Origin of the sequence: Arthrobacter sp. KNU-44 (assembly GCF_051843155.1) — a bacterium.
Lineage (GTDB): Bacteria > Actinomycetota > Actinomycetes > Actinomycetales > Micrococcaceae > Arthrobacter.
The window spans coordinates 3,586,409-3,604,674 of sequence record NZ_JBPXNG010000002.1; the positions used below are offsets into that span (position 1 = coordinate 3,586,409).

An 18,266-nucleotide genomic window follows, 5' to 3' on the forward strand; every position below is an offset into this window, starting at 1 on the left:
TTGCTGATTGCCTCACATTTTGAGCAAAACCCCGCGCGATCCGCGGGCAATGAACTTTAGGTAGCAATGACAACACTTATAGAGGTGCCCGACGTCGAACCGGACGCGGTCGCTCCCAAGAGTAAATCAGCGGGCGGGGGTCTCGGCAGGTACATCGTGGTCAGGTTCTTCCTGATCATTCCCACGATCTTCATCCTCGTGACGCTGGTTTTCTTCCTCATGCGGGTCATCGGAGACCCCATCACCGCAGCGCAGGGCGGCCGGCTTCCCCCGGATGTCCTCGCACAGCGAATCCACGACGCCGGTTACGACCGGCCGATCATCATCCAGTACTTCGAATACCTGGGCCAGTTGGTCACCGGGAACTTCGGCACCACCATTACGGACCGGCGCCCCGTCGTCGAAATGCTGTCGACGTTCGGTGCGGCCACCCTTGAGCTGACGATCAACGCACTGATCGTGGCGCTCGCGGTCGGCATCCCGCTGGGCATGATCGCCGCGCAACGGCGCGACAAGGCCACTGACGCCTTCCTTCGCTGCTTTGCCATCCTCTGCTACGCCACTCCGGTCTTCTTCTCCGGACTCCTGCTCAAGCTGACGTTCTCCGTTTGGCTCGGCTGGCTCCCAGTGGCCGGTCGAGTGTCCACCCGCACTGAGCTGACCATGGGCCAACTTGCCGCTCCCACCGGCATTTACTGGCTCGACGCCCTGCGCAGCGGCAATCTCACCGCACTCGGCGACGTCGTGTCCCACGCAGTGCTGCCTGCCATCGCCCTGGGCCTCCTGACCGCCGGTGTCTTCCTGCGACTCGTCCGGACCAACGTCATCGGAACGCTGGGCAAGGATTACGTCGAGGCCGGCCGTTCCCGCGGCGTCAGCGAGTTCCGTCTCGTGACGAAACACGCCTACAAGCCGGCGCTCATCCCCATCATCACCGTCATGGGTCTGCAGATCGCCCTGATGCTTGGCGGAGCCGTGCTCACCGAGACCACCTTCGAATGGAAGGGCCTTGGCTACCAGCTGGTCCAATACCTGAACGCCAGGGACTTCGTGGCGGTCCAGGGCATCGTGGTGCTGCTGGCCGTCATCGTCGCATTCACCAACTTCGTCGTGGACGTCGTCGCCGCGCTGATCGACCCGCGAGTGAGGTACTGACATGAGCACTGCAACAATTTCAGGACGGAAGAAGTCCTTCCTTTCCGGGCTTCCTGTCATTTCCCACGTCAACAAGAGCGTTGGCCTCCAGCGGGGCATGCTCATCACCGGGCTTGTGCTGACCGGAATATTCCTGCTCTCGACCGTTCTCGCGCCGTTCATCGCGCCATACGGCTATTCCCAGCTGAGTGATGCTTCCGGTTCGTTCCCCACCCAGGAAGCCCCCGGCAGCAAGCACCTGCTCGGCACCACAGTCGGCGGCTATGACGTTCTCTCCCGCGTCCTGTGGGGTTCACAGACCGCTGTGACCGTGATCGTCGTCGCCGTGGTGATGTCCATCTTCCTCGGCGTGGCGCTGGGCCTGCTCAGCGGCTACTTCGGTGGCTGGCTGGACCGGGTGCTGGTAGTCATCGCCGATGCCATTTATGCCTTTCCTTCCCTGCTCTTGGCGATCGTCATGTCGATCGTCATCAGCCGTGGCCAGTCGAGCTTCTGGGGCGGCATCCTCGCCTGCTCCTTCTCGATCACCGTGGTGTTCGTTCCGCAGTACTTCCGCGTGATCCGGGCCGAAACCATCAGGCTCAAGGCTGAACCGTTCGTGGAATCGGCCATGGTCCTGGGTGCGTCCAGCCTTCGGATCATCACCCGGCACATCTTCAAGAACGCCACTAGGACGCTTCCGCTGATGTTCACCCTGAACGCCTCCGAAGCGATCCTGACCCTTGCCGGCCTTGGTTTCCTGGGTTTCGGCATTGAACCGTCCTCGGCCGCAGAGTGGGGTTTCGACCTCAACAAGGCCATGGCGGACGCTTCCTCCGGCATTTGGTGGACCGGCGTCTTCCCCGGTATCGCGATCGTCCTCACAGTGCTGGGGCTGACCTTGGTCGGCGAAAGCATCAACGATCTCAACGATCCCCGCCTACGCGGCCGCAAGCGTGCTGGAGGCAAGGCCTCCCGCTCCAAGGCCGCGGCAGGAACCGACGGCACGAACACAGGGGCCACAACTGCTCCTGAACCAGAAGCAGGTAAGGCATGACCACCAATATCGGAAACATCTCGGACCAGCCGCTGCCATCCGGGCGGCCCGTCCTGGACATCGAACGGCTCAAAGTCACGTTTGCCACCGACAGCGGCGACGTCTACGCGGTCAAGGACGTCAGCCTCGAGGTCAAAGCCGGCGAAGTGCTGGCGATCGTCGGGGAGTCAGGTTCCGGCAAGACCGTCACGGCCAAGACCATCCTCGGCCTGCTCCCTGAAACGGCCATCAGCTCGGGAGCCGTGCTGATCAACGGCAACAACGTCATCAGCGTCAGTGCGGCCAAACTGCGCAAGATCCGCGGCCGCGACGTGGCCATGGTCTTCCAGGAACCGTCAACGGCCCTGAACCCGGTGTTCACGGTCGGCTGGCAGATCGCCGAAGGCATCCGGGCCCACGCCTCGGACGGACACCGCATCTCGGCCAAGGAGGCCAAGAAGCGGGCCACCGAAGCCCTGCGGAAGGTCGGCATACCCGATCCTGAAAACCGCGTCAACTACTATCCCCACCAGCTTTCCGGTGGCCAGAAGCAACGCGTCGTCATTGCGGCTGCGCTCGCCCTGAACCCGGGTTTGATCGTGGCGGACGAGCCGACGACGGCCCTGGACGTCACTGTCCAGGCCGAGATCCTTCAGTTGCTCCGGGACTTGCGGGACAAGTACGGCACCTCGATTGTGCTCATTACGCACAATATGGGTGTCGTGGCCGACCTGGCCGACCGCGTCGTGGTCATGTACCAAGGCGACGTCGTCGAAGAGGCCACCGCCAGGGTCCTTTTCGCCGAGCCGAAGCAGGACTACACCAAGAAGCTGCTGGCCGCCGTGCCGCACCTCGGCCGCAACTCAGCGTCCGAAGGGGCCACCGAACGGTTGCACCAAACCGGAAAGATCCTGGTTGAGGCAAAGAACCTCACCATCGAGTATCCGGGCCGCCTCGGCAAGCCAGGGTTCAAAGCCGTGGACAACGTCAGCTTCACGGTCTCCGAGAACGAGGTCTTTGGCCTGGTTGGCGAGTCCGGTTCGGGCAAGTCCACCATCGGTCGCGCCATCGCAGGTCTGAACAGGGCAACCGGCGGCAGCCTCAAGGTCCTTGGCTACGAAATGCTGGGCTTCAAGGAGCACACGTTCAAGCCGCTGCGCAAGGACATCGGCTTCGTCTTCCAGGACCCGGCCGCTTCGTTCAACCCTCACCTGACCATCGGTGAGTGCGTGGCGGAACCGCTGCTCATCCATACCCACCCGAGCCCGGCTCAAGCACGCCTGCGCGTGGCGCAGTTGCTCGAATCGGTGCAGCTGCCGGCGTCGTACGCTGAACGCTTCCCGCACGAGCTCTCCGGCGGGCAGCGCCAGCGAGCTTCGCTGGCGCGTTCACTCGCGCTCAACCCGCGCCTCCTGATCGCCGACGAGCCGACCTCGGCCCTCGACGTATCCGTGCAGGCAAAGGTCCTGGAACTGTTCAAGGACATCCAGGAAGAGTTCGGTTTCGCCGCGCTGTTCATCAGCCACGACCTCGCCGTCGTGGACATTCTCTCCCACTGGGTGGGCGTGTTGTACAAGGGCGAGCTCGTAGAGCAGGGGATCGGCAGCCAGATCATGGGCAATCCCCAGCACGACTACACCCGCAAGCTCATCGCCTCGCTGCCGGTGCCGGATCCTGACGAACAGGCCCGACGCCGGGAGGAGAACCGCGCGCTGCTGGGCATCTAGCCCGCCATCCAAGCACGATCCACAAGCACGGACATGCCCGCCCTTCTCCGCGAAGGGCGGGCATGTCCCTTTGGCTGCGGCTATTCGGACACGATGCTGATGTTGAAGAGCTTGTCCTTCGGCTGGCGCATGAAGATCCGGAGCCATAGCGGCATCCACATTTCGAGGCCGCGGGCGACGTCGAGCCCGCCCAGGTCGTGGATGTGTTCCGGGAGCCAGCCGAACTCCTGCAGGAGCGCGACGACGGTGGCTTTCGCGTCGTCGTCGTTACCGGCCACGAAGACATCGTGGGCGCCATCGGCGAGCCTGAGTGGGTCAACCATCAGCGGAGCCTCCAAGGTGTTGAGGGCCTTGACCACGCGGGCCTTGGGGAAGGAACGCTGGATGGTTTCGGCAATGCTGTCGGTATTGCAGACGGAGAGCGACGGCGGGAAGCCGGCGGAAAAGTCCAGCGGGTTGGACACATCCACCAGGACCTTGCCCGCCAGGTTCGCAGCCCCGGCTTCACTCAACGCGGCCAGGGACACCATCCCGGGGGTTGCGTTGACCACGATCTCGGCCATGGCTGCGGCCTGCGCGAAGGAACCGGAGCTTGCTCCCGGACCTGCCTGCGCCGCCCACTCCATCCCCTTGGGATTGCCGGCCTCCCGCGAACCCATCATGACCTCGTGGCCTATCGCCACCAATTTTCCGGCCAGAGTGTGCCCTACCATTCCGGTGCCAAGAACTGCGATTTTCATGCGTGCTCTCCTTATCATCGGCGCGGACATGCCCATTCTGCCCCTCAAGGCCCGGCCGGCACACCCTAGACTGGAGGAATGACCGAGCAGAACCACGCCCTCCCTGACGCCGACTCCTTCGATCCTTCCGCCAGCTCCCTCGCCGGCCGCGTGGACCAGGCCGTCATGGACGAGTTGCTCTCCATCCGCTCCAGCATCGACAACATCGACGCCACCCTCGTCTTCCTCCTCGCGGAACGATTCAAGGCCACCCAGAAAGTGGGCGTCCTCAAGGCGACGCACAAGCTTCCCGCCGGGGACCCCGGACGTGAGTCCGCCCAGATTGCGCGGCTCCGCCGGCTCGCCGAAGAGGCGCACCTCGATCCTGCCTTCGCCGAGAAGTTCCTGAATTTCATCATCAGTGAGGTCATCCGGCACCACGAGGCAATCGCCGAAGGCCACCAGGCTTCCATCGCGCAGGCCTGAACACGTGGCCGCCGAAACCGCGCAGAACCAGGTCACCGCCACAGCATTGGGTCCTTGGCCCGGAACGGATCCTGCTGAGGCCGCCCGGATCATCCGAGGCGAGCTGGGCAGCCCGCACCTGCCGTTCCTGGCCGAGCTTCCGGACCGTGGGGTCGGCTCGGACGCCCTCGGCCGGACGGCATCCCTTCTGGTTGAGTTGGCCATCGATGTGCAGCCGCACGGCTGGCGCCTGGTAGACCGGCCGGGTAAAGACCTCCGGCGTGCGAAGTCCGCCCTTGCTATGGACATCAACGTCCTGGCCGACGTCGCCGGCTCGGAAGAATCCTCCGCCGAGGAACTGAAGATCCAGTTGCGCGGACCGCTGAGCCTTGCGGCGGGCCTTTACTTGCACAACGGGGAACGTGCTCTTCTTGATTATGGTGCCCGGAGGGACATTGCGGAGTCCTTGGCCGCCGGCGTCGCTGAGCACATATCCCGCGTCCGTGCTGCGGTGCCGGGCGCCGGGATAGTGGTCCAGCTTGACGAACCGGACATCTCCTCCGTGTTGGCCGGCACAATTCCCACGGCGAGCGGCTACCGCACCCTGCGCTCCATCCCGGGCGAGGAAGTCACGGGAGCCTGGCGGTTGGTAATCGACTCGCTGCGGGCCGCAGGAGTGGCGGAGACCGTGGTTTCCGTTCCGGAAATCGAAGCCCCGATCCAGCAGATCCTCTCCGCCGGAGCCGACGGCATCGCCCTGCCGCTCAAAGCGCTCACCACGCGCCAATGGGAACAGATAGCCACCGCGGTGGAAGCCGGCAAACGCCTATGGGCCGGCGCTTTGCCCGTAGACATTCCGCGGGCAACCCTGCCACGTACCGCTGAACTTGTGGACACCGTATGGCGGCCTTGGCGCCAACTCGGCCTACCGGCGTCGAGCCTGGGGGCCGTGCGTGTCACGCCCTCGGACGGGCTGGCCGGATTCTCGCCGTCGGGAGCCAAAGAGGTTCTGAACCGCTTGACCCAGATTGCGGACGGGCTGAACCAGCTCGCGCTCGGCTAGCCTGCTGCGGGCCTTCTAGACGCGCCGTTCCCAACGGTCCGGCTCGGCATAGCGGGGGAGCCCGACGGCGGCAGTGGCGGTCAGCGCGGGCGCGGCACCATCCGTCGCGGGCAGTGAAGGTGCCAAACGATAGTCGAAGGAACCGGCGTAGACCAGGACCAAGCCGACTTGTGGCTGAAGCACCTTCACCTGGATCCGATGCTTGCCTTCTGCCGGATCCCACCACTGCTCCGCGTAGGCCTTCGCATCAACGGAAGCCGGCAAGCTGAGCCTCAGCGGACCCAGGAACAAACGCGAGGCTCCCGAGACGCCGCGAAGACGCCCTTCCGCTGTGACATCCAAATCCAATGCCGTGGCCAGCCTGCGGTACCGGCCCAAATAGTCGACCAGACGGGTGCCGCCGTCGTTGGCGGCCTCCGCAACAGTGGTGTCATGGAAGAGTCGGGTGTGCCCGGGAAAGAAAATTTCACGCCGGGCCGTGAGGCTGGACCGTCCGAAGGGATCAAGGTGCGCATGATTTTCGATGCGGAACGGGATCCGCTCGCCGTACTCGGGGAAGAAGGCCTCTTCTCCTGCAACCGTGGCAAGGAGGGGGCGGAGCCATTTCTGCCGGCAACCGACCACGTCGAAGACGCCCTCGCCGATTCCGTAGGATCCGGAGCCTGGGGCAAGGGAGAAATAGTCCTGGAGTTCAGGCTGCAACCGCCGGAACTTGCTGCCCAGCGCCAACTCGTAAATGGGTGTGCTCATGTGCTTTCCTCGGATTCGGGGTTGTTGATATCTGGACTCGGCTCCTCGCCAGGCTGCTACAAGCGGCCCGCTGCCTTCAGTCGAATGTACGCATCCGCCAGGAGCGGCGGCAGTTCCAACGGCTCGGCGTCGACTACCTCCGCGCCAAGCTGGCGCAATTGGGTGCTGACGGCCTCACGGTCCAGCAGGGCACGTTCGGCGGCCGAGGCACGGAAGACCTGGCTCGCCGTCGTGCGTTCTTCCTTCATTCGGCCCAGCAAAGGGTCCCGGACCGATCCAAGCAGCACCACGTGCTGCCGCACCAGTTGCGCCACCAAGGGAATGAGCCCTTCCTCGGGGGCACCCCCGTCGAGCGAGGTCAACAGGACCACGAGGGAGCGGTGCGCGGAAATGGCCCGTATTTGCGCGGGGACCTGGGCCCAGTCCATCTCGATCAGTTCCGCCTCAAGCGGAGCCATGGTCTGGACCAAGGAGCCAAGGAGATTGCCTTTGGCCGCGGAATCGACACGCCCACGGACGCGCCTGTCGAAGGCGAAGAAGTCCACGCGGTCTCCGCCTCGCTCCGCCAACACTGCCAGCAGGAGAGCCGCTTCCATCCCGGTGTCCAGGCGGGGTTCGTCCTCGATTCGGGCTGCCGCCGTGCGCGATGTGTCGAGCATGATCACGACGCGGCGGTCCCGTTCGGGTCGCCAGGTCCGGACGACGACGGCGGTGCGCCGGGCGGTTGCCCGCCAGTCGATGGAGCGCACGTCGTCGCCGCGCACGTAGTCGCGGAGGGAATCGAATTCCGTGCCGGCCCCGCGGATCTGCACGGCCGCTTTGCCGTCGAGCTCCCGAAGTTTGCGCAGCTTGGACGGCAAATGCCGCTTGGAACGGAACGGCGGCAGGACTCGAAGACGGCCGGGGAGGGCCACAGTGCGTTGCCTGGCGGCCAGGCCAAGCGGGCCGAAGGACCGCAGCGTTATGTGCGGTGCCGTCAGGTCGCCGCGCCGAGTGGGTCTCAGCTGCACTGACATCCGCCGTCGCTCACCAGCCGGGATCTCGATGCGTTGGACGGGGGCGACGGTCCCCGCGGAGGGCTGCCAGGCGTCACGCACCATTCCGCGGAAGGTCCGCCGGTTGCCGTTTTCCAACGTCAGAACGGATTCCGTCTCCGCGTGCAGGGTGACATTGCCGGGATCCTTCCGCTGCAGGGCGATTTTGGCCGGGGACGCGGCCAGCAGAACGTCGGACAACACCAGGGCCAGCAGCACGGCGCTGGTGAGAAGGACTGTCGCCCACGCGGGAAATAGCAGCAAGGGGGCCAACGCGGCGAAAACCAACAGCACGAAGCGGCCTGTGATCGCCATTCAGTACCGCCTGAAGTAGAAAGTCCTGAGGTGGATAGTCATGAGGCGAGGCCAATCAGCGCGGCACGGGAACAGAGGCCAGGATGCTGCCAAGGACATCATCGACGTTCACACCGTCCATTTGGGCTTCGGGTCGAAGACCTACACGGTGCCTCAAACACGGCAGAGAGAGTGCTTTGACGTCGTCGGGGGTGACGAAGTTGCGTCCGGACAACCATGCCCAGGCACGCGAGGTGTTGAGCAGCGCTGTGGCGCCACGCGGGGAGACTCCCAGCTGGAACGACGGCGCCGCCCGCGTCGCTCGCACGACATCCACAATGTAGCCGAGGATCTCGGGGGCCACTGTCACTTCGGCCACCGCGTCACGGGCATTCTGGAGTTCGGCGACGCCCGCTACTGGCCGGACTCCCGCAGCCAGCAAATTCCGCGGATCAAAACCTTCCGAATGCCTGCGGACCACTTCGATCTCTTCGGCACGTCCGGGCAGCGGCATGGAGAGTTTGAGCAGGAAGCGGTCCAGCTGCGCCTCGGGCAGGGGATAGGTGCCCTCATACTCGACAGGGTTCTGCGTGGCGGCAACAATGAACGGCGACGGCAAGGGCCGGGAGACTCCGTCCACCGATACCTGGCGCTCCTCCATGGCTTCCAGCAACGACGCCTGGGTCTTGGGCGGCGTTCGGTTGATCTCGTCCGCCAGCATGATGTTGGTGAATACCGGTCCTTCGCGGAAGGTGAATTCCGAGGTGTGCGAGTCGTAGACCAGGGAGCCGGTGACGTCACCCGGCATGAGGTCCGGAGTGAACTGGATGCGCTTCGTATCCAGGCTCAACGCAGTGGACAAAGCCCGTACCAGCAGGGTTTTGGCGACGCCCGGAACACCCTCAAGCAGTACGTGGCCCCCGCAGAGCAGCGCGATGAGCATGCCGGTCACCGTTGCATCCTGCCCGACGACGGCCTTGCCCACTTCGTGACGGACGTCCAACAAGGCTTTGCGGGCAGGGTCGGACCGCGTAGCTGCCTGGGCTGGCTGCACCTGCGACGCCGGGCCCCCCGAGTAGCCATAGCTGCCGTCGGTGTAGCTGTCTGCTTGATTGCTCATTGCCTGATTGCTCCGTGCTTGATTGCTCATGGGGCTGTTGCCTCCTGCTCGAGTTTTTCGATGCTTTGTGCCCATTGGACAAGCTCTGGTTCGGTGCGTGGCCGGTGGTCCAGCAGTAGCGTCCGCAGTTCCTGTGCCGGCCGTTTCATCTTTCGGGACAAGGCATCGAGGATGGCATCTGCGCCGGCCTCGGGGCCGAGCCGGAAATGCTTGGCAAGCCTGCTCAAAGTGCCGGCCCGGAGATTGTCGGCCGCCTGGCCGACAGCGCGTGAATCCTGGTAGAGACGGGCGCGGCCTTCGGCGGTCTCTACAGCCTTGACCACTACTGGCAGCGGCTCGAACACGAGTGGCCCAAGCCGCCTGCCCCGCCACAGCACAGCGAGCAACGCGACCACCGCCAACCACAATCCCAGGAAACCAACCCACGGTGGCGCCAATTCATCCAGCGTCGGCGGTGTGCCATTATTCGTTACGTCACCGAGGCCCGGGAGATACCAGACGAGATCCGATGTTGGCCCGAGGGTCCGGAGGGCCAATGCGGCGTTGCCCTCCACCTGCAGGAGATCGTTGCTGAGAAGGGCTGTGCTGCCGAGAACCACCAGCCGACCGTCCGCGCTGGCAGCGTACATGCCGCCGTCGTTGCTGCTGGGCCGGTAGCACGTCACCTCGGCTCCTGTGTAGAGCAACGCGTCCTTGCCGGAGACACGCCCCGCAACAAGTGGATCCGCTTGCCTGCACCCCGGTTCCAACGTCGACGTCCCGTTGGGAACCACCCCGGCGTTATGGATCCCGCGGCCCAGCCCGGTCAGGGTTCGGAAGCCGGGAGCCACGACCACCACGCGCGTGGCCGATTGCTGCAGGCTGTGCAACTGGGCGGAATCGAGATAGCCATTGCGGTCATACAACAAGACGGTGGCGCGTGGTTTCCCGGCCAGCAACGAGGTTGTCGTCGCGAACGAATCGGACTCCGTGACCGCGACTCCGTGCCGCCGGAGGATTTCGGCCGCGGCCATGCCGCCATCCGGAGCGGCATTGCGGGCAGAGAGGGGTGCCGTGTCCGTGTTCGTGGGGGACTTGACCAGGGTGACAGAGCCGAGTACCACCACGATGGCCCCGATGATGATCCAGGCCATATGGCGGTGCAACCAACCCAGCAACTGCGCGGACCACCGGACTGTTTGAGTGTCCGCCGTCACCGCGGCACCGCCAAACCGCTGGCTGACTGCCCGGCGAAATCAGGTCTCGTGGCCAATAGTTCGTTGTCCAATACGAGCACGGCAGCATGGTCGGAAGCGGTGGCGGCGGCCTTCCCGTATTTCACGCCATCGAACATCCTGGCCGCTTCCTCTAGCCGCGAGCTGGCTGCCCCGAACGCGCGCCCCAACTGAGCAGCCGCCTCGTCCGCCGTCCGGCCGGCCTGGATATCAATGACTGCCCGGTCCTCCGCAGAGCGAACCACGGCGCGGAACTGTTCGACGACAGCCGTTTGCCAGTCCTCGCGGCTTGCCGCGGCAGATGCCCGGGCGCGGAACGCGTCGGCATCAACTGTCGGCTCGCCGTCGAAAACCTTCGCTGACGTCTTCTTCCGTGCGTTGAGCCTCGGCCTGACAACTATCACGGCAACCACAATGAGGACAACGGCCAGGGCACCGATCAGCGGCACTCCGATATTTGCTCCGCTGATGGAATCGCCGTTCAGGGAGCGGAGCCAGTCGACAAACTGATTCCAGATCTCATCGATCCAACTGGGTTTGGCCGATGCGTACTGCGGCTTGGACAGTTCCTCGGCCGCCCACCGCTGGGCCTCGCCGCGGTCCGGATCAACCGGAGGCTCGAAGGCAGGGAGGAGAAGAGCGAGGGACGCGGAGACCGGGATCATCCTGTGGGGGAACCCTGTGTGGTGTTCGGCGGCCATGGTTGGGCACCGGCTTGACGTGCTCTGCGCCGGCCAGGAACGCCATCGGGATCCTCTCCGGTCTCCAGAAGCCGCAGGAGCTCCACGTCCAGTCCGTCACGCCGCATCCGCAGGTCCAAGTAGATCAGGGATGCTACGGAGGTTTGGAAGGCGAAGCCAACTGCACTGACGAGGACCCCTACCACCAGCGAAACCACCGCCAGGACAATCGCCGTCGTCGTCACTTGCGAGGCGCCGGCATGGGGTGCGAACACAGAGGTGATTCCGCCGGCGGCCAAACCCAGGGGAATCTGGATGACCTGTCCGATGACACCTATTATGAATGACACAAAAAGCGTGATTCCGAAGATCCGCCACCAATTCCGGCTCGTCAGGGTCCACGAGCGTCGAAGACCGGCGAAGAGGCCGAGTTCTTCTATGGTGATGGCGGCAGGGGCCACCAGAAGCTTCGTGTAAATCCAGGCATATACGGCGACGCCACCGAGTCCCAGCGGGAAAAGCAAAAGTACTCCCATCGGTCCCAACCCGGTCAGAATGAGGGCAGCCAGCAGGAACAGGACCGCAAAGAACAGCAAAGATCCGGCGATGAGGAGGAAGGCAAAGCCCACAAGGGGCCAGAGACGTGAGCGGGCCAGGGACCACATTTGCTTGAACCCGGTGGGCCGGTTCAACGCGGACCTGGCGACGGGGATGGCCATGACGCCCTGCAGGATGGACGCGAGAGCCAAGGCGAGCAAGGAAACTCCCATAATCCCTGCAAGGGCGCCAACGACCGGGCTAAGATACCGCATCGCCTCGGCTTGGCTCGTGAATCCTCCCACGGGAGGTTGGGCCATGCCGAGCATGCCCAGTGCGGCCACCTCGCTCAATGCGCCGCTGATGGCCTGGACAATGAGGGCGGACCCGAACATGGTTTTGGTGTTCCGGCGGATGGTCTGGAAGGCGCCGTCCATGATTTCACCGAAGAAGAGCGGCCGGAGGGGCACGATTCCGGGTTTCGGGGGAGCCACATAGCGGGGCTGCCCATAGGGCGGCGGACCGCCTGCCTGCCAGCGCGGATCGACCGGCGCGCCCCACGATTGCCCCGGATACTGTGGCGCGCCCCATTGCGGCTGGCTGCCCCATTGTGGCTGGGAGCCGGGTTGCGGTGCGCCCCATGGTGGCCGCGGTCCTTGTTCAGGCCGGTAACCCGGATCGGGTTGTGACACGTTTTCCTCCCCAAAAGATACGTCCGCGGCAATGCACGGACCCCAAAAGGGGCCGTTCGCACCAGCCTATAGTTCCGCCGTCGTGCCTCATAGCCCATTTGCTTGCCGGCTGCAGCGCGCCATGCCGTGATTGGGCTCAACGGGACAAAGGCTTGGGGATAAGGGAATATATAACTATGAAGGCACGCATCCTGGTGGTAGACGACGACGAAGCGCTGGCCGAAATGATCGGCATCGTGCTGCGGAACGACGGCTTCGACCCGGTTTTTTGCGCGGACGGCGGGCAAGCGCTGGAGGTCTTCCGGTCCTCAAAGCCAGATCTGGTACTGCTTGACGTGATGCTGCCCGGATCGGACGGCATCGAAGTGTGCCGCCAGATCCGCGGGGAGTCGGACGTCCCCATCGTCATGCTTACCGCCAAATCCGATACCTCCGACGTCGTACGCGGCCTTGAATCCGGTGCCGACGACTACGTGCCCAAGCCTTTCAAGCCGGCCGAGCTCGTTGCGCGGGTCCGCGCCCGGCTGCGCCCGGGAGACCAGAAGGCGCCCGAGACCCTGCGGATCGCCGACGTCACTATCGACGTGGCGGGCCACCTGGTGACCCGTGGCGGAGAGCGGATTTCATTGACGCCGCTGGAATTCGATCTCTTGGTCGCGCTGGCGCGAAAGCCCTGGCAGGTCTTCACCCGCGAACTGCTCCTTGAGCAGGTATGGGGCTACCGCCACGCTGCCGACACCCGGCTGGTCAATGTCCATGTCCAGCGCCTGCGGTCCAAGATCGAGCGTGACCCGGAAGCTCCCGAAGTTGTATTGACGGTTCGTGGTGTCGGATATAAAGCAGGCGCCTGAGTCTTCCACCGGCGAGCCCGGCACTGACCAAGAGGCCCCGGCCCAAGAGGCCCCGGCGGCCAAGGTCAAACATCCCGTCTCAGGACATCCTGTCCCGGAACACACGGACGCCCGGGCATTGAACCTCCCATGGATCCTGGAGCGTGCCCGCATCTGGACGCGCCGCGCCCTGATCCTGGCACTGCGTGTCTCCCGCCTTGTGGTGACCGGACTTCGCCACATCCGGCCGGGAATCCGGTACTTGTGGCGCGCACTGCTGCGCCGTTGGCGGCGCTCGCTCGAATTCAGGACCGTCGCGGTGACGATTGTGCTGTCGATGGTGTCATTTGCGGTGGTCGGCGCGTACCTCTCGAACCAAATCGCGAACAACTTGTTCCAGGAGCGTTTGAAGCAAGCCGAATCCGAGAGCCGCTACTACGTCAAGCAAGTCCAGGACACCTTCGACGGTTCACAGGCCAACGACCAGTCAAGCGTCATCACCCTCGTCTACGACACGCTCAAAGCGGTGGAGGGCAACGGCTCGGTCATCCAGCGGCGATACGTCTTCGAAGCGATGCCCGAACAAACCAAGCCGCGCAACCGCTGGGTGGAATCGCGCGCCTCGGATCAGTTGACGGTCCGCGTCATTCCTCCGGCACTCCGCAAGTCGGTGCAGGAATCCGGCAAGGACCAGTACTGGGCTTCAACTGAGTTTCCCGTCGGCAACCAGGACCACCCCGGCATCGCCGTCGGAAACAAGGTCACGTTCAACGGCACGGTCTACGAGCTCTATCTCCTCTATGACCTGGATACCGCCCAACAAACCCTGGACGAAATCCAGAACGTGCTGTGGGCGGGCGGTGCCGCACTCATCCTGATGATCGGCGGTATTGCCTGGTATGTGACCAGGAATGTCGTGAGTCCGGTGAGCCACGCCGCCGTCGTCTCCGAAAAGCTGGCCGCAGGCCAGTTGCAGGAGCGGATGGTGGTCAAGGGCGAAGACGAGGTGGCCAGGCTGGGCGCCTCCTTCAACCACATGGCCGCGAGCCTGCAGGAACAGATTACCCAGCTCGCCACGTTGTCCCAGATGCAGCAGCGGTTCGTCTCCGATGTGTCACATGAACTGCGGACACCGCTCACGACCGTTCGGATGGCAGCCGAAGTGTTGTTCGATGCCCGCGATGACTTCGACCCCATCAACAAGCGTTCCGCCGAACTGCTTTACAACCAGGTGGAACGTTTCCAATCGTTGCTTTCGGACCTGCTGGAGATTTCGCGCTTCGACGCCGGGGCCGCGGTGTTGGACTCGGAACCGACGGACATCTTCCAGGTGGTTTCGCATGTCATCGACGGCGCCTCGCCCGTTGCCGCCGAGTATGGCTCCGAAGTGCGCCTTGCCTCACGCCACAAGCGCATCATCGTGGAAATGGACGCCCGCAGGATCGACCGCATCCTGCGAAACCTGCTGCTCAACGCCGTCGAACACGGCGAAGGGAAACCTGTCCACGTTTCCGTTGCTGCCAACCAGGAGGCAGTCGCCATCTCTGTGCGTGACTTCGGCATAGGGATGACCGCGGCAGAAACCGCGCGGGTCTTTGATCGTTTCTGGCGCGCCGATCCCGCGCGTGCGCGGACCACGGGCGGCAGCGGACTGGGACTTTCCATCGCCGCGGAGGACACCAAGCTCCACAACGGTTGGTTGCAGGCTTGGGGGCGCAAGGGATCCGGTTCCAACTTCCGGCTGACGCTGCCTCTCAAGAAGGGGGGCACCATCGTGAAGTCGCCGTTGCAGCTTGAACCCGCAGACATCCATCTACCGGGCGCAGCTCCTGAGCGCCAGATGCTCGTTTTGGATGCGGGCGAGCCGCAACTCGAGCGCGATTCGGCTGAGGACCCGAGGCCTGAAGGCGCTCCGGCACTGCCTCCGGCGCACCCGCCTGCACTGCCTCCCGTGCTGCCCGCCGTACTGCCTTCAGCCGGAAACGACGACGCCGACAAAACCCAAGGGGGGACGGCACCTTGAGTTCCCAACGCCCGTACCTGTCCCGGCGCCGCAACCTGTTAAGGGCAGTGATCGCCGTTCTTGCCGTCCTCATGGTGGTCCTGAGTTCCTGCGCGCAGATCCCGAGGTCCGGTCCGGTGGGAAAGAGCAAGGACGAAAGCGCGGGCAACCCGAACGCTCCCGTCTTCTTCCCTCCGCCGCCACACTCCGGCGCCACCCCGGAGTCCATCATCGAAGACTTCTATGGTGCAGGCAGCGGTTACGAGGGCGACTACGCCGTGGCCCGGCAGTACCTCACTCAGGCGCTGTCCGTCAGCTGGAAGTCCGACAAACGCACGCTCGTTTTCCGGAAGGCGACCGTCGTCAAGACCGGTGTGGAAAACGAGTTCAAGTACCAGCTGGACCTCGCCTACTCGGTCGACGCCGACGGCGTTGCGACGCAGTTCCCGGAAGGAACCACCGAGACAATTCCGGTGACCCTGGAACAGGTTGACGGCGAATGGCGGATCTCGGCCGTCCCGGACGGCACCGCGATCCCGGAAGAGACGTTCAAAGTCATTTACGCGGCCCAGCCCATCTATTTCTATGACCCCTCGTTCGCGTATGCGGTTCCGGATGTCCGGTGGTTCATCAAGAAGAACACTGTCAAAGCGATGACAAGCGCGTTGCTTGACGGTCCTGCGCCCTACCTCCAGGGTGCGGTCGTCAGTGCTTTTCCTTCGGGCATGAAGCTGGCCCGGGAGTCGGTGCCGGTAGTGTCAGGAGCAGCCCAAGTGGACCTTTCCGCGAAGGAGCTCGTGGATGCTTCTGCCGAGGACCGGCAGCGCATGCAAAACCAACTGACCCTGACCTTCAGAAGCCAGCCGGACGTGGTGAACGTCCAGTTGCGGGCTGACCAGGATCTTGTCCGGGTGGAGGACAACGGTTCGGTCCTGCCGCCCGTGCTTGAAAAGAATGCTCCTGCGCGCCAAATCGCCGTCAGCAACGAAGAACTCGTGCGCTACGAGAACAACAGGGTCTCGGCCCTCCCGGACATGCAGCCGGTAGCCGGACTGAACCCGAGCGCTCCCGCGGAGTCCCCGACGTCCCAGGCCGTGGCTTTCCTCAACGGCGCCGGAACTACCCTGTATTCGATGATTCCGGGCCAACCCGCCCGCCAACTGACAACCCGGACCACGCTGAGCCATCCCTCCTTCAGCCCGCAGGACTGGGTCTGGACCGCAGGTCCGGGAGCCAACGGCGCCACCGAGGTCGCGGCGTTCAAACCGTCAAACGTTCCTCAAGGCCAGCCCGTCCCCACGGTGACGATGACGCCGCCGTGGTTGGCAGGGCGGGTGGTGAGGGACTTCCGGATATCCCGTGAAGGGACGCGCGCGCTGGTGATTTCCGAGATGAACGGCAAGTCATCGGTGCAGGTGACCGGTATTGTCCGCAATCCTGACGGCACCCCCAAGGATCTGACTGCACCGATAACCTTGTTCGCTTCCGCTCCTGTTGATCAAGGGGTTTGGGTCAATTCCACGACAGTCGCGGTGATGAAAGCCTCGTCAACCGAGAATGTGGTTCCCGAGCTGTTGTCCTTGACCTCAAGCCAGCCGCAGCTGTTGCCTGCATGGCCGAACCTGACCACTATCAGCGCGGGCAATGGGCCGGAGCAGATTTTCGGACAGTCGGGCGCAGGCGTGTTCCAACGAGTGGGCAACGGCTGGGAATTGCAACTCAAGGGCCCGGTGGACCCTTCCTTTCCGGGCTAGTCCCCACCGCCTCCCTAACCTCGCTTCGCTCGGCCAGGGAACCCTGGAGGCGGTGGGCCCACCCACCGCCTCCCTAACCTCGCTTCGCTCGGCCAGGGAACCCTGGCGGCGTGGGCCCACCGCCTCCCAGCCTTCGCAAGCTCAGGCCGGGGCCCTCGCCGCCGTGGGCCCAAGTTCCGACAACGTCGCCATTTGTTCTCCACATAGCGCGGTTGGGAGTGTTGGCCGCAGGCGAGGAGCCGGATGCTTGAAGTATGGGTACTGAGAGCCGTCGCGGCATGCGTGACCCTGACCTGGCTGTCCTCCCCGGTGACGGCGCGCGCCATCGGGGAGTCCATCCTGCCCGGCTGGCGAGGCTCGCGCAGGGCGCTGGCGAGGCCTTCGTCGAGTTGCTGGCCGTTCTGGCCCCGGTGGAATGTGTCTGCTGTGGTTCCGAGGATTCGGCGCTCTGCGGCACCTGTGCACGGCGCCTACGCCTGCTGTGCAACAGTCCATTCCGTGCTGAAGGACAGGCGCCAGCCTTGCTCACGGTGCAAGGGGACGTGATACTGCCCGTCGTCGCGGGAGGACACTATCGGGACGAGCTGGCCCAAGCCCTGCTTTCTTTCAAGCACCTAGGCCAGGGACGGCTGGCCTCGGTGCTCGCGCCTGCACTGGGCAGGGCCATCCGGTCTGCCGTAGGAGACAGGGCAGACATCTGCCTCGTACCCGTTCCCAGCAGCAACGCGGCCTTCCGGCGCCGCGGCTTCAGTCCGGTCCATCTCTTGCTCGGCCGACTGCGGGGCCTGGACGCCTTGCCTGGTCTGCACATGACGGATGCGTTGAAGAAGGCGCCCGGGTTTGGAATCCGAGGCTCCGGAAACCGGGGTCCGGGAAACGGGCAAAAGGGCTTGGGCCGCGGAGAGCGTGCGCGCCGTGTCCGCGACTCTATGACCGTCCGCCTCTTACACAAAGGTTCTTTGGAGGGTAAAGCATGCGTCATCGTCGACGACGTCCTCACTACGGGTGCAACCCTCGCCGAAGCCGCCCGGGCAGTAGCGGCGGCCGGAGGCGTGGTGTGTGGCGCGGTGGTCCTTGCGGCCACCCGGCCGCCGGCCGGTAGCGATCTTCCTGAGGACGGGCCGGACGCGCCGCCAGCACCGACTCAAACAAAAAATAAGTTACGAAAGGATGAATTACCAGTGGCGATGAACTAACGTCGGTTATGGGTACCAA

At 64.3% G+C, this 18,266-nt stretch carries 16 protein-coding genes; 9 read left to right on the plus strand and 7 right to left on the minus strand.

What is annotated here, in order from left to right:
- Positions 1 to 66: 66 nt before the first annotated feature.
- From ACSVHC_RS17840 to ACSVHC_RS17850, 3 genes are read left to right on the plus strand one after another with little or no spacing between them, the layout of a single operon-like run.
- Positions 67 to 1,155, plus strand: coding sequence for an ABC transporter permease (locus ACSVHC_RS17840; RefSeq protein WP_437770850.1), 1,089 nt, complete (start codon positions 67 to 69; stop codon positions 1,153 to 1,155).
- Position 1,156: 1 nt separating this feature from the next.
- Positions 1,157 to 2,191, plus strand: a complete 1,035-nt coding sequence (locus ACSVHC_RS17845; protein ID WP_437770849.1) for an ABC transporter permease — start codon at positions 1,157 to 1,159, stop codon at positions 2,189 to 2,191.
- Positions 2,188 to 3,897 carry an ABC transporter ATP-binding protein gene (locus tag ACSVHC_RS17850; RefSeq protein WP_437770848.1) on the plus strand — a complete coding sequence of 570 codons (1,710 nt, stop codon included), beginning with the start codon at positions 2,188 to 2,190 and terminating at the stop codon, positions 3,895 to 3,897. Before ACSVHC_RS17845 ends, ACSVHC_RS17850 begins: the two co-directional genes overlap by 4 nt.
- Positions 3,898 to 3,977: 80 nt before the next feature.
- Here ACSVHC_RS17850 and ACSVHC_RS17855 read toward each other — a convergent pair whose 3' ends face one another.
- Positions 3,978 to 4,637 carry an NADPH-dependent F420 reductase gene (locus ACSVHC_RS17855; protein ID WP_437770847.1) on the minus strand — a complete coding sequence of 220 codons (660 nt, stop codon included), beginning with the start codon at positions 4,635 to 4,637 and terminating at the stop codon, positions 3,978 to 3,980.
- A 78-nt stretch (positions 4,638 to 4,715) separates the two neighbouring features.
- Between ACSVHC_RS17855 and ACSVHC_RS17860 the strand changes: the two genes are divergently transcribed.
- Both ACSVHC_RS17860 and ACSVHC_RS17865 read left to right on the plus strand, forming a co-directional pair.
- Positions 4,716 to 5,102 (plus strand): chorismate mutase, encoded by a 387-nt coding sequence (locus tag ACSVHC_RS17860; protein WP_059387536.1) that lies wholly within the window; start codon positions 4,716 to 4,718, stop codon positions 5,100 to 5,102.
- Positions 5,103 to 5,106: 4 nt separating this feature from the next.
- A complete protein-coding gene (locus tag ACSVHC_RS17865) occupies positions 5,107 to 6,144 on the plus strand; it encodes a uroporphyrinogen decarboxylase/cobalamine-independent methonine synthase family protein (protein ID WP_437770846.1) in 1,038 nt (345 codons plus the stop codon).
- Between the two features lie 15 nt (positions 6,145 to 6,159).
- Here the strand turns inward: ACSVHC_RS17865 and ACSVHC_RS17870 are convergent, their stop codons facing one another.
- From ACSVHC_RS17870 to ACSVHC_RS17895, 6 genes are read right to left on the minus strand one after another with little or no spacing between them, the layout of a single operon-like run.
- Positions 6,160 to 6,894, minus strand: coding sequence for a DUF4166 domain-containing protein (locus tag ACSVHC_RS17870; protein WP_437770845.1), 735 nt, complete (start codon positions 6,892 to 6,894; stop codon positions 6,160 to 6,162).
- Positions 6,895 to 6,950: 56 nt separating this feature from the next.
- Positions 6,951 to 8,243, minus strand: a complete 1,293-nt coding sequence (locus ACSVHC_RS17875; protein ID WP_437770844.1) for a DUF58 domain-containing protein — start codon at positions 8,241 to 8,243, stop codon at positions 6,951 to 6,953.
- A gap of 55 nt (positions 8,244 to 8,298) precedes the next feature.
- Complete coding sequence (locus ACSVHC_RS17880) at positions 8,299 to 9,342, minus strand: AAA family ATPase (RefSeq protein WP_437770843.1); 1,044 nt, start codon at positions 9,340 to 9,342, stop codon at positions 8,299 to 8,301.
- Between the two features lie 26 nt (positions 9,343 to 9,368).
- A complete protein-coding gene (locus tag ACSVHC_RS17885; protein WP_437770842.1) occupies positions 9,369 to 10,475 on the minus strand; it encodes a DUF4350 domain-containing protein in 1,107 nt (368 codons plus the stop codon).
- Between the two features lie 59 nt (positions 10,476 to 10,534).
- Positions 10,535 to 11,221 carry a DUF4129 domain-containing protein gene (locus tag ACSVHC_RS17890; RefSeq protein WP_437770841.1) on the minus strand — a complete coding sequence of 229 codons (687 nt, stop codon included), beginning with the start codon at positions 11,219 to 11,221 and terminating at the stop codon, positions 10,535 to 10,537.
- Positions 11,218 to 12,267 carry a glycerophosphoryl diester phosphodiesterase membrane domain-containing protein gene (locus tag ACSVHC_RS17895; RefSeq protein ID WP_437770840.1) on the minus strand — a complete coding sequence of 350 codons (1,050 nt, stop codon included), beginning with the start codon at positions 12,265 to 12,267 and terminating at the stop codon, positions 11,218 to 11,220. The genes ACSVHC_RS17890 and ACSVHC_RS17895 overlap by 4 nt, the downstream gene beginning before the upstream one ends.
- 374 nt (positions 12,268 to 12,641) lie before the next feature.
- Here ACSVHC_RS17895 and mtrA point away from each other — a divergent pair, with 374 nt between their 5' ends.
- The 4 genes from mtrA to ACSVHC_RS17915 all read left to right on the plus strand — a co-directional run bounded on the left by mtrA (position 12,642) and on the right by ACSVHC_RS17915 (position 18,247).
- Positions 12,642 to 13,316: an MtrAB system response regulator MtrA gene (mtrA, locus tag ACSVHC_RS17900; RefSeq protein WP_236811907.1), complete on the plus strand. Its 675-nt coding sequence runs from the start codon at positions 12,642 to 12,644 to the stop codon at positions 13,314 to 13,316.
- Positions 13,288 to 15,318: an MtrAB system histidine kinase MtrB gene (mtrB, locus tag ACSVHC_RS17905; protein ID WP_437770839.1), complete on the plus strand. Its 2,031-nt coding sequence runs from the start codon at positions 13,288 to 13,290 to the stop codon at positions 15,316 to 15,318. Before mtrA ends, mtrB begins: the two co-directional genes overlap by 29 nt.
- Positions 15,319 to 15,335: 17 nt before the next feature.
- Positions 15,336 to 17,051 (plus strand): LpqB family beta-propeller domain-containing protein, encoded by a 1,716-nt coding sequence (locus ACSVHC_RS17910; protein WP_439181399.1) that lies wholly within the window; start codon positions 15,336 to 15,338, stop codon positions 17,049 to 17,051.
- Between the two features lie 254 nt (positions 17,052 to 17,305).
- A complete protein-coding gene (locus ACSVHC_RS17915; RefSeq protein WP_437770838.1) occupies positions 17,306 to 18,247 on the plus strand; it encodes a ComF family protein in 942 nt (313 codons plus the stop codon).
- Positions 18,248 to 18,266: the final 19 nt, after the last annotated feature.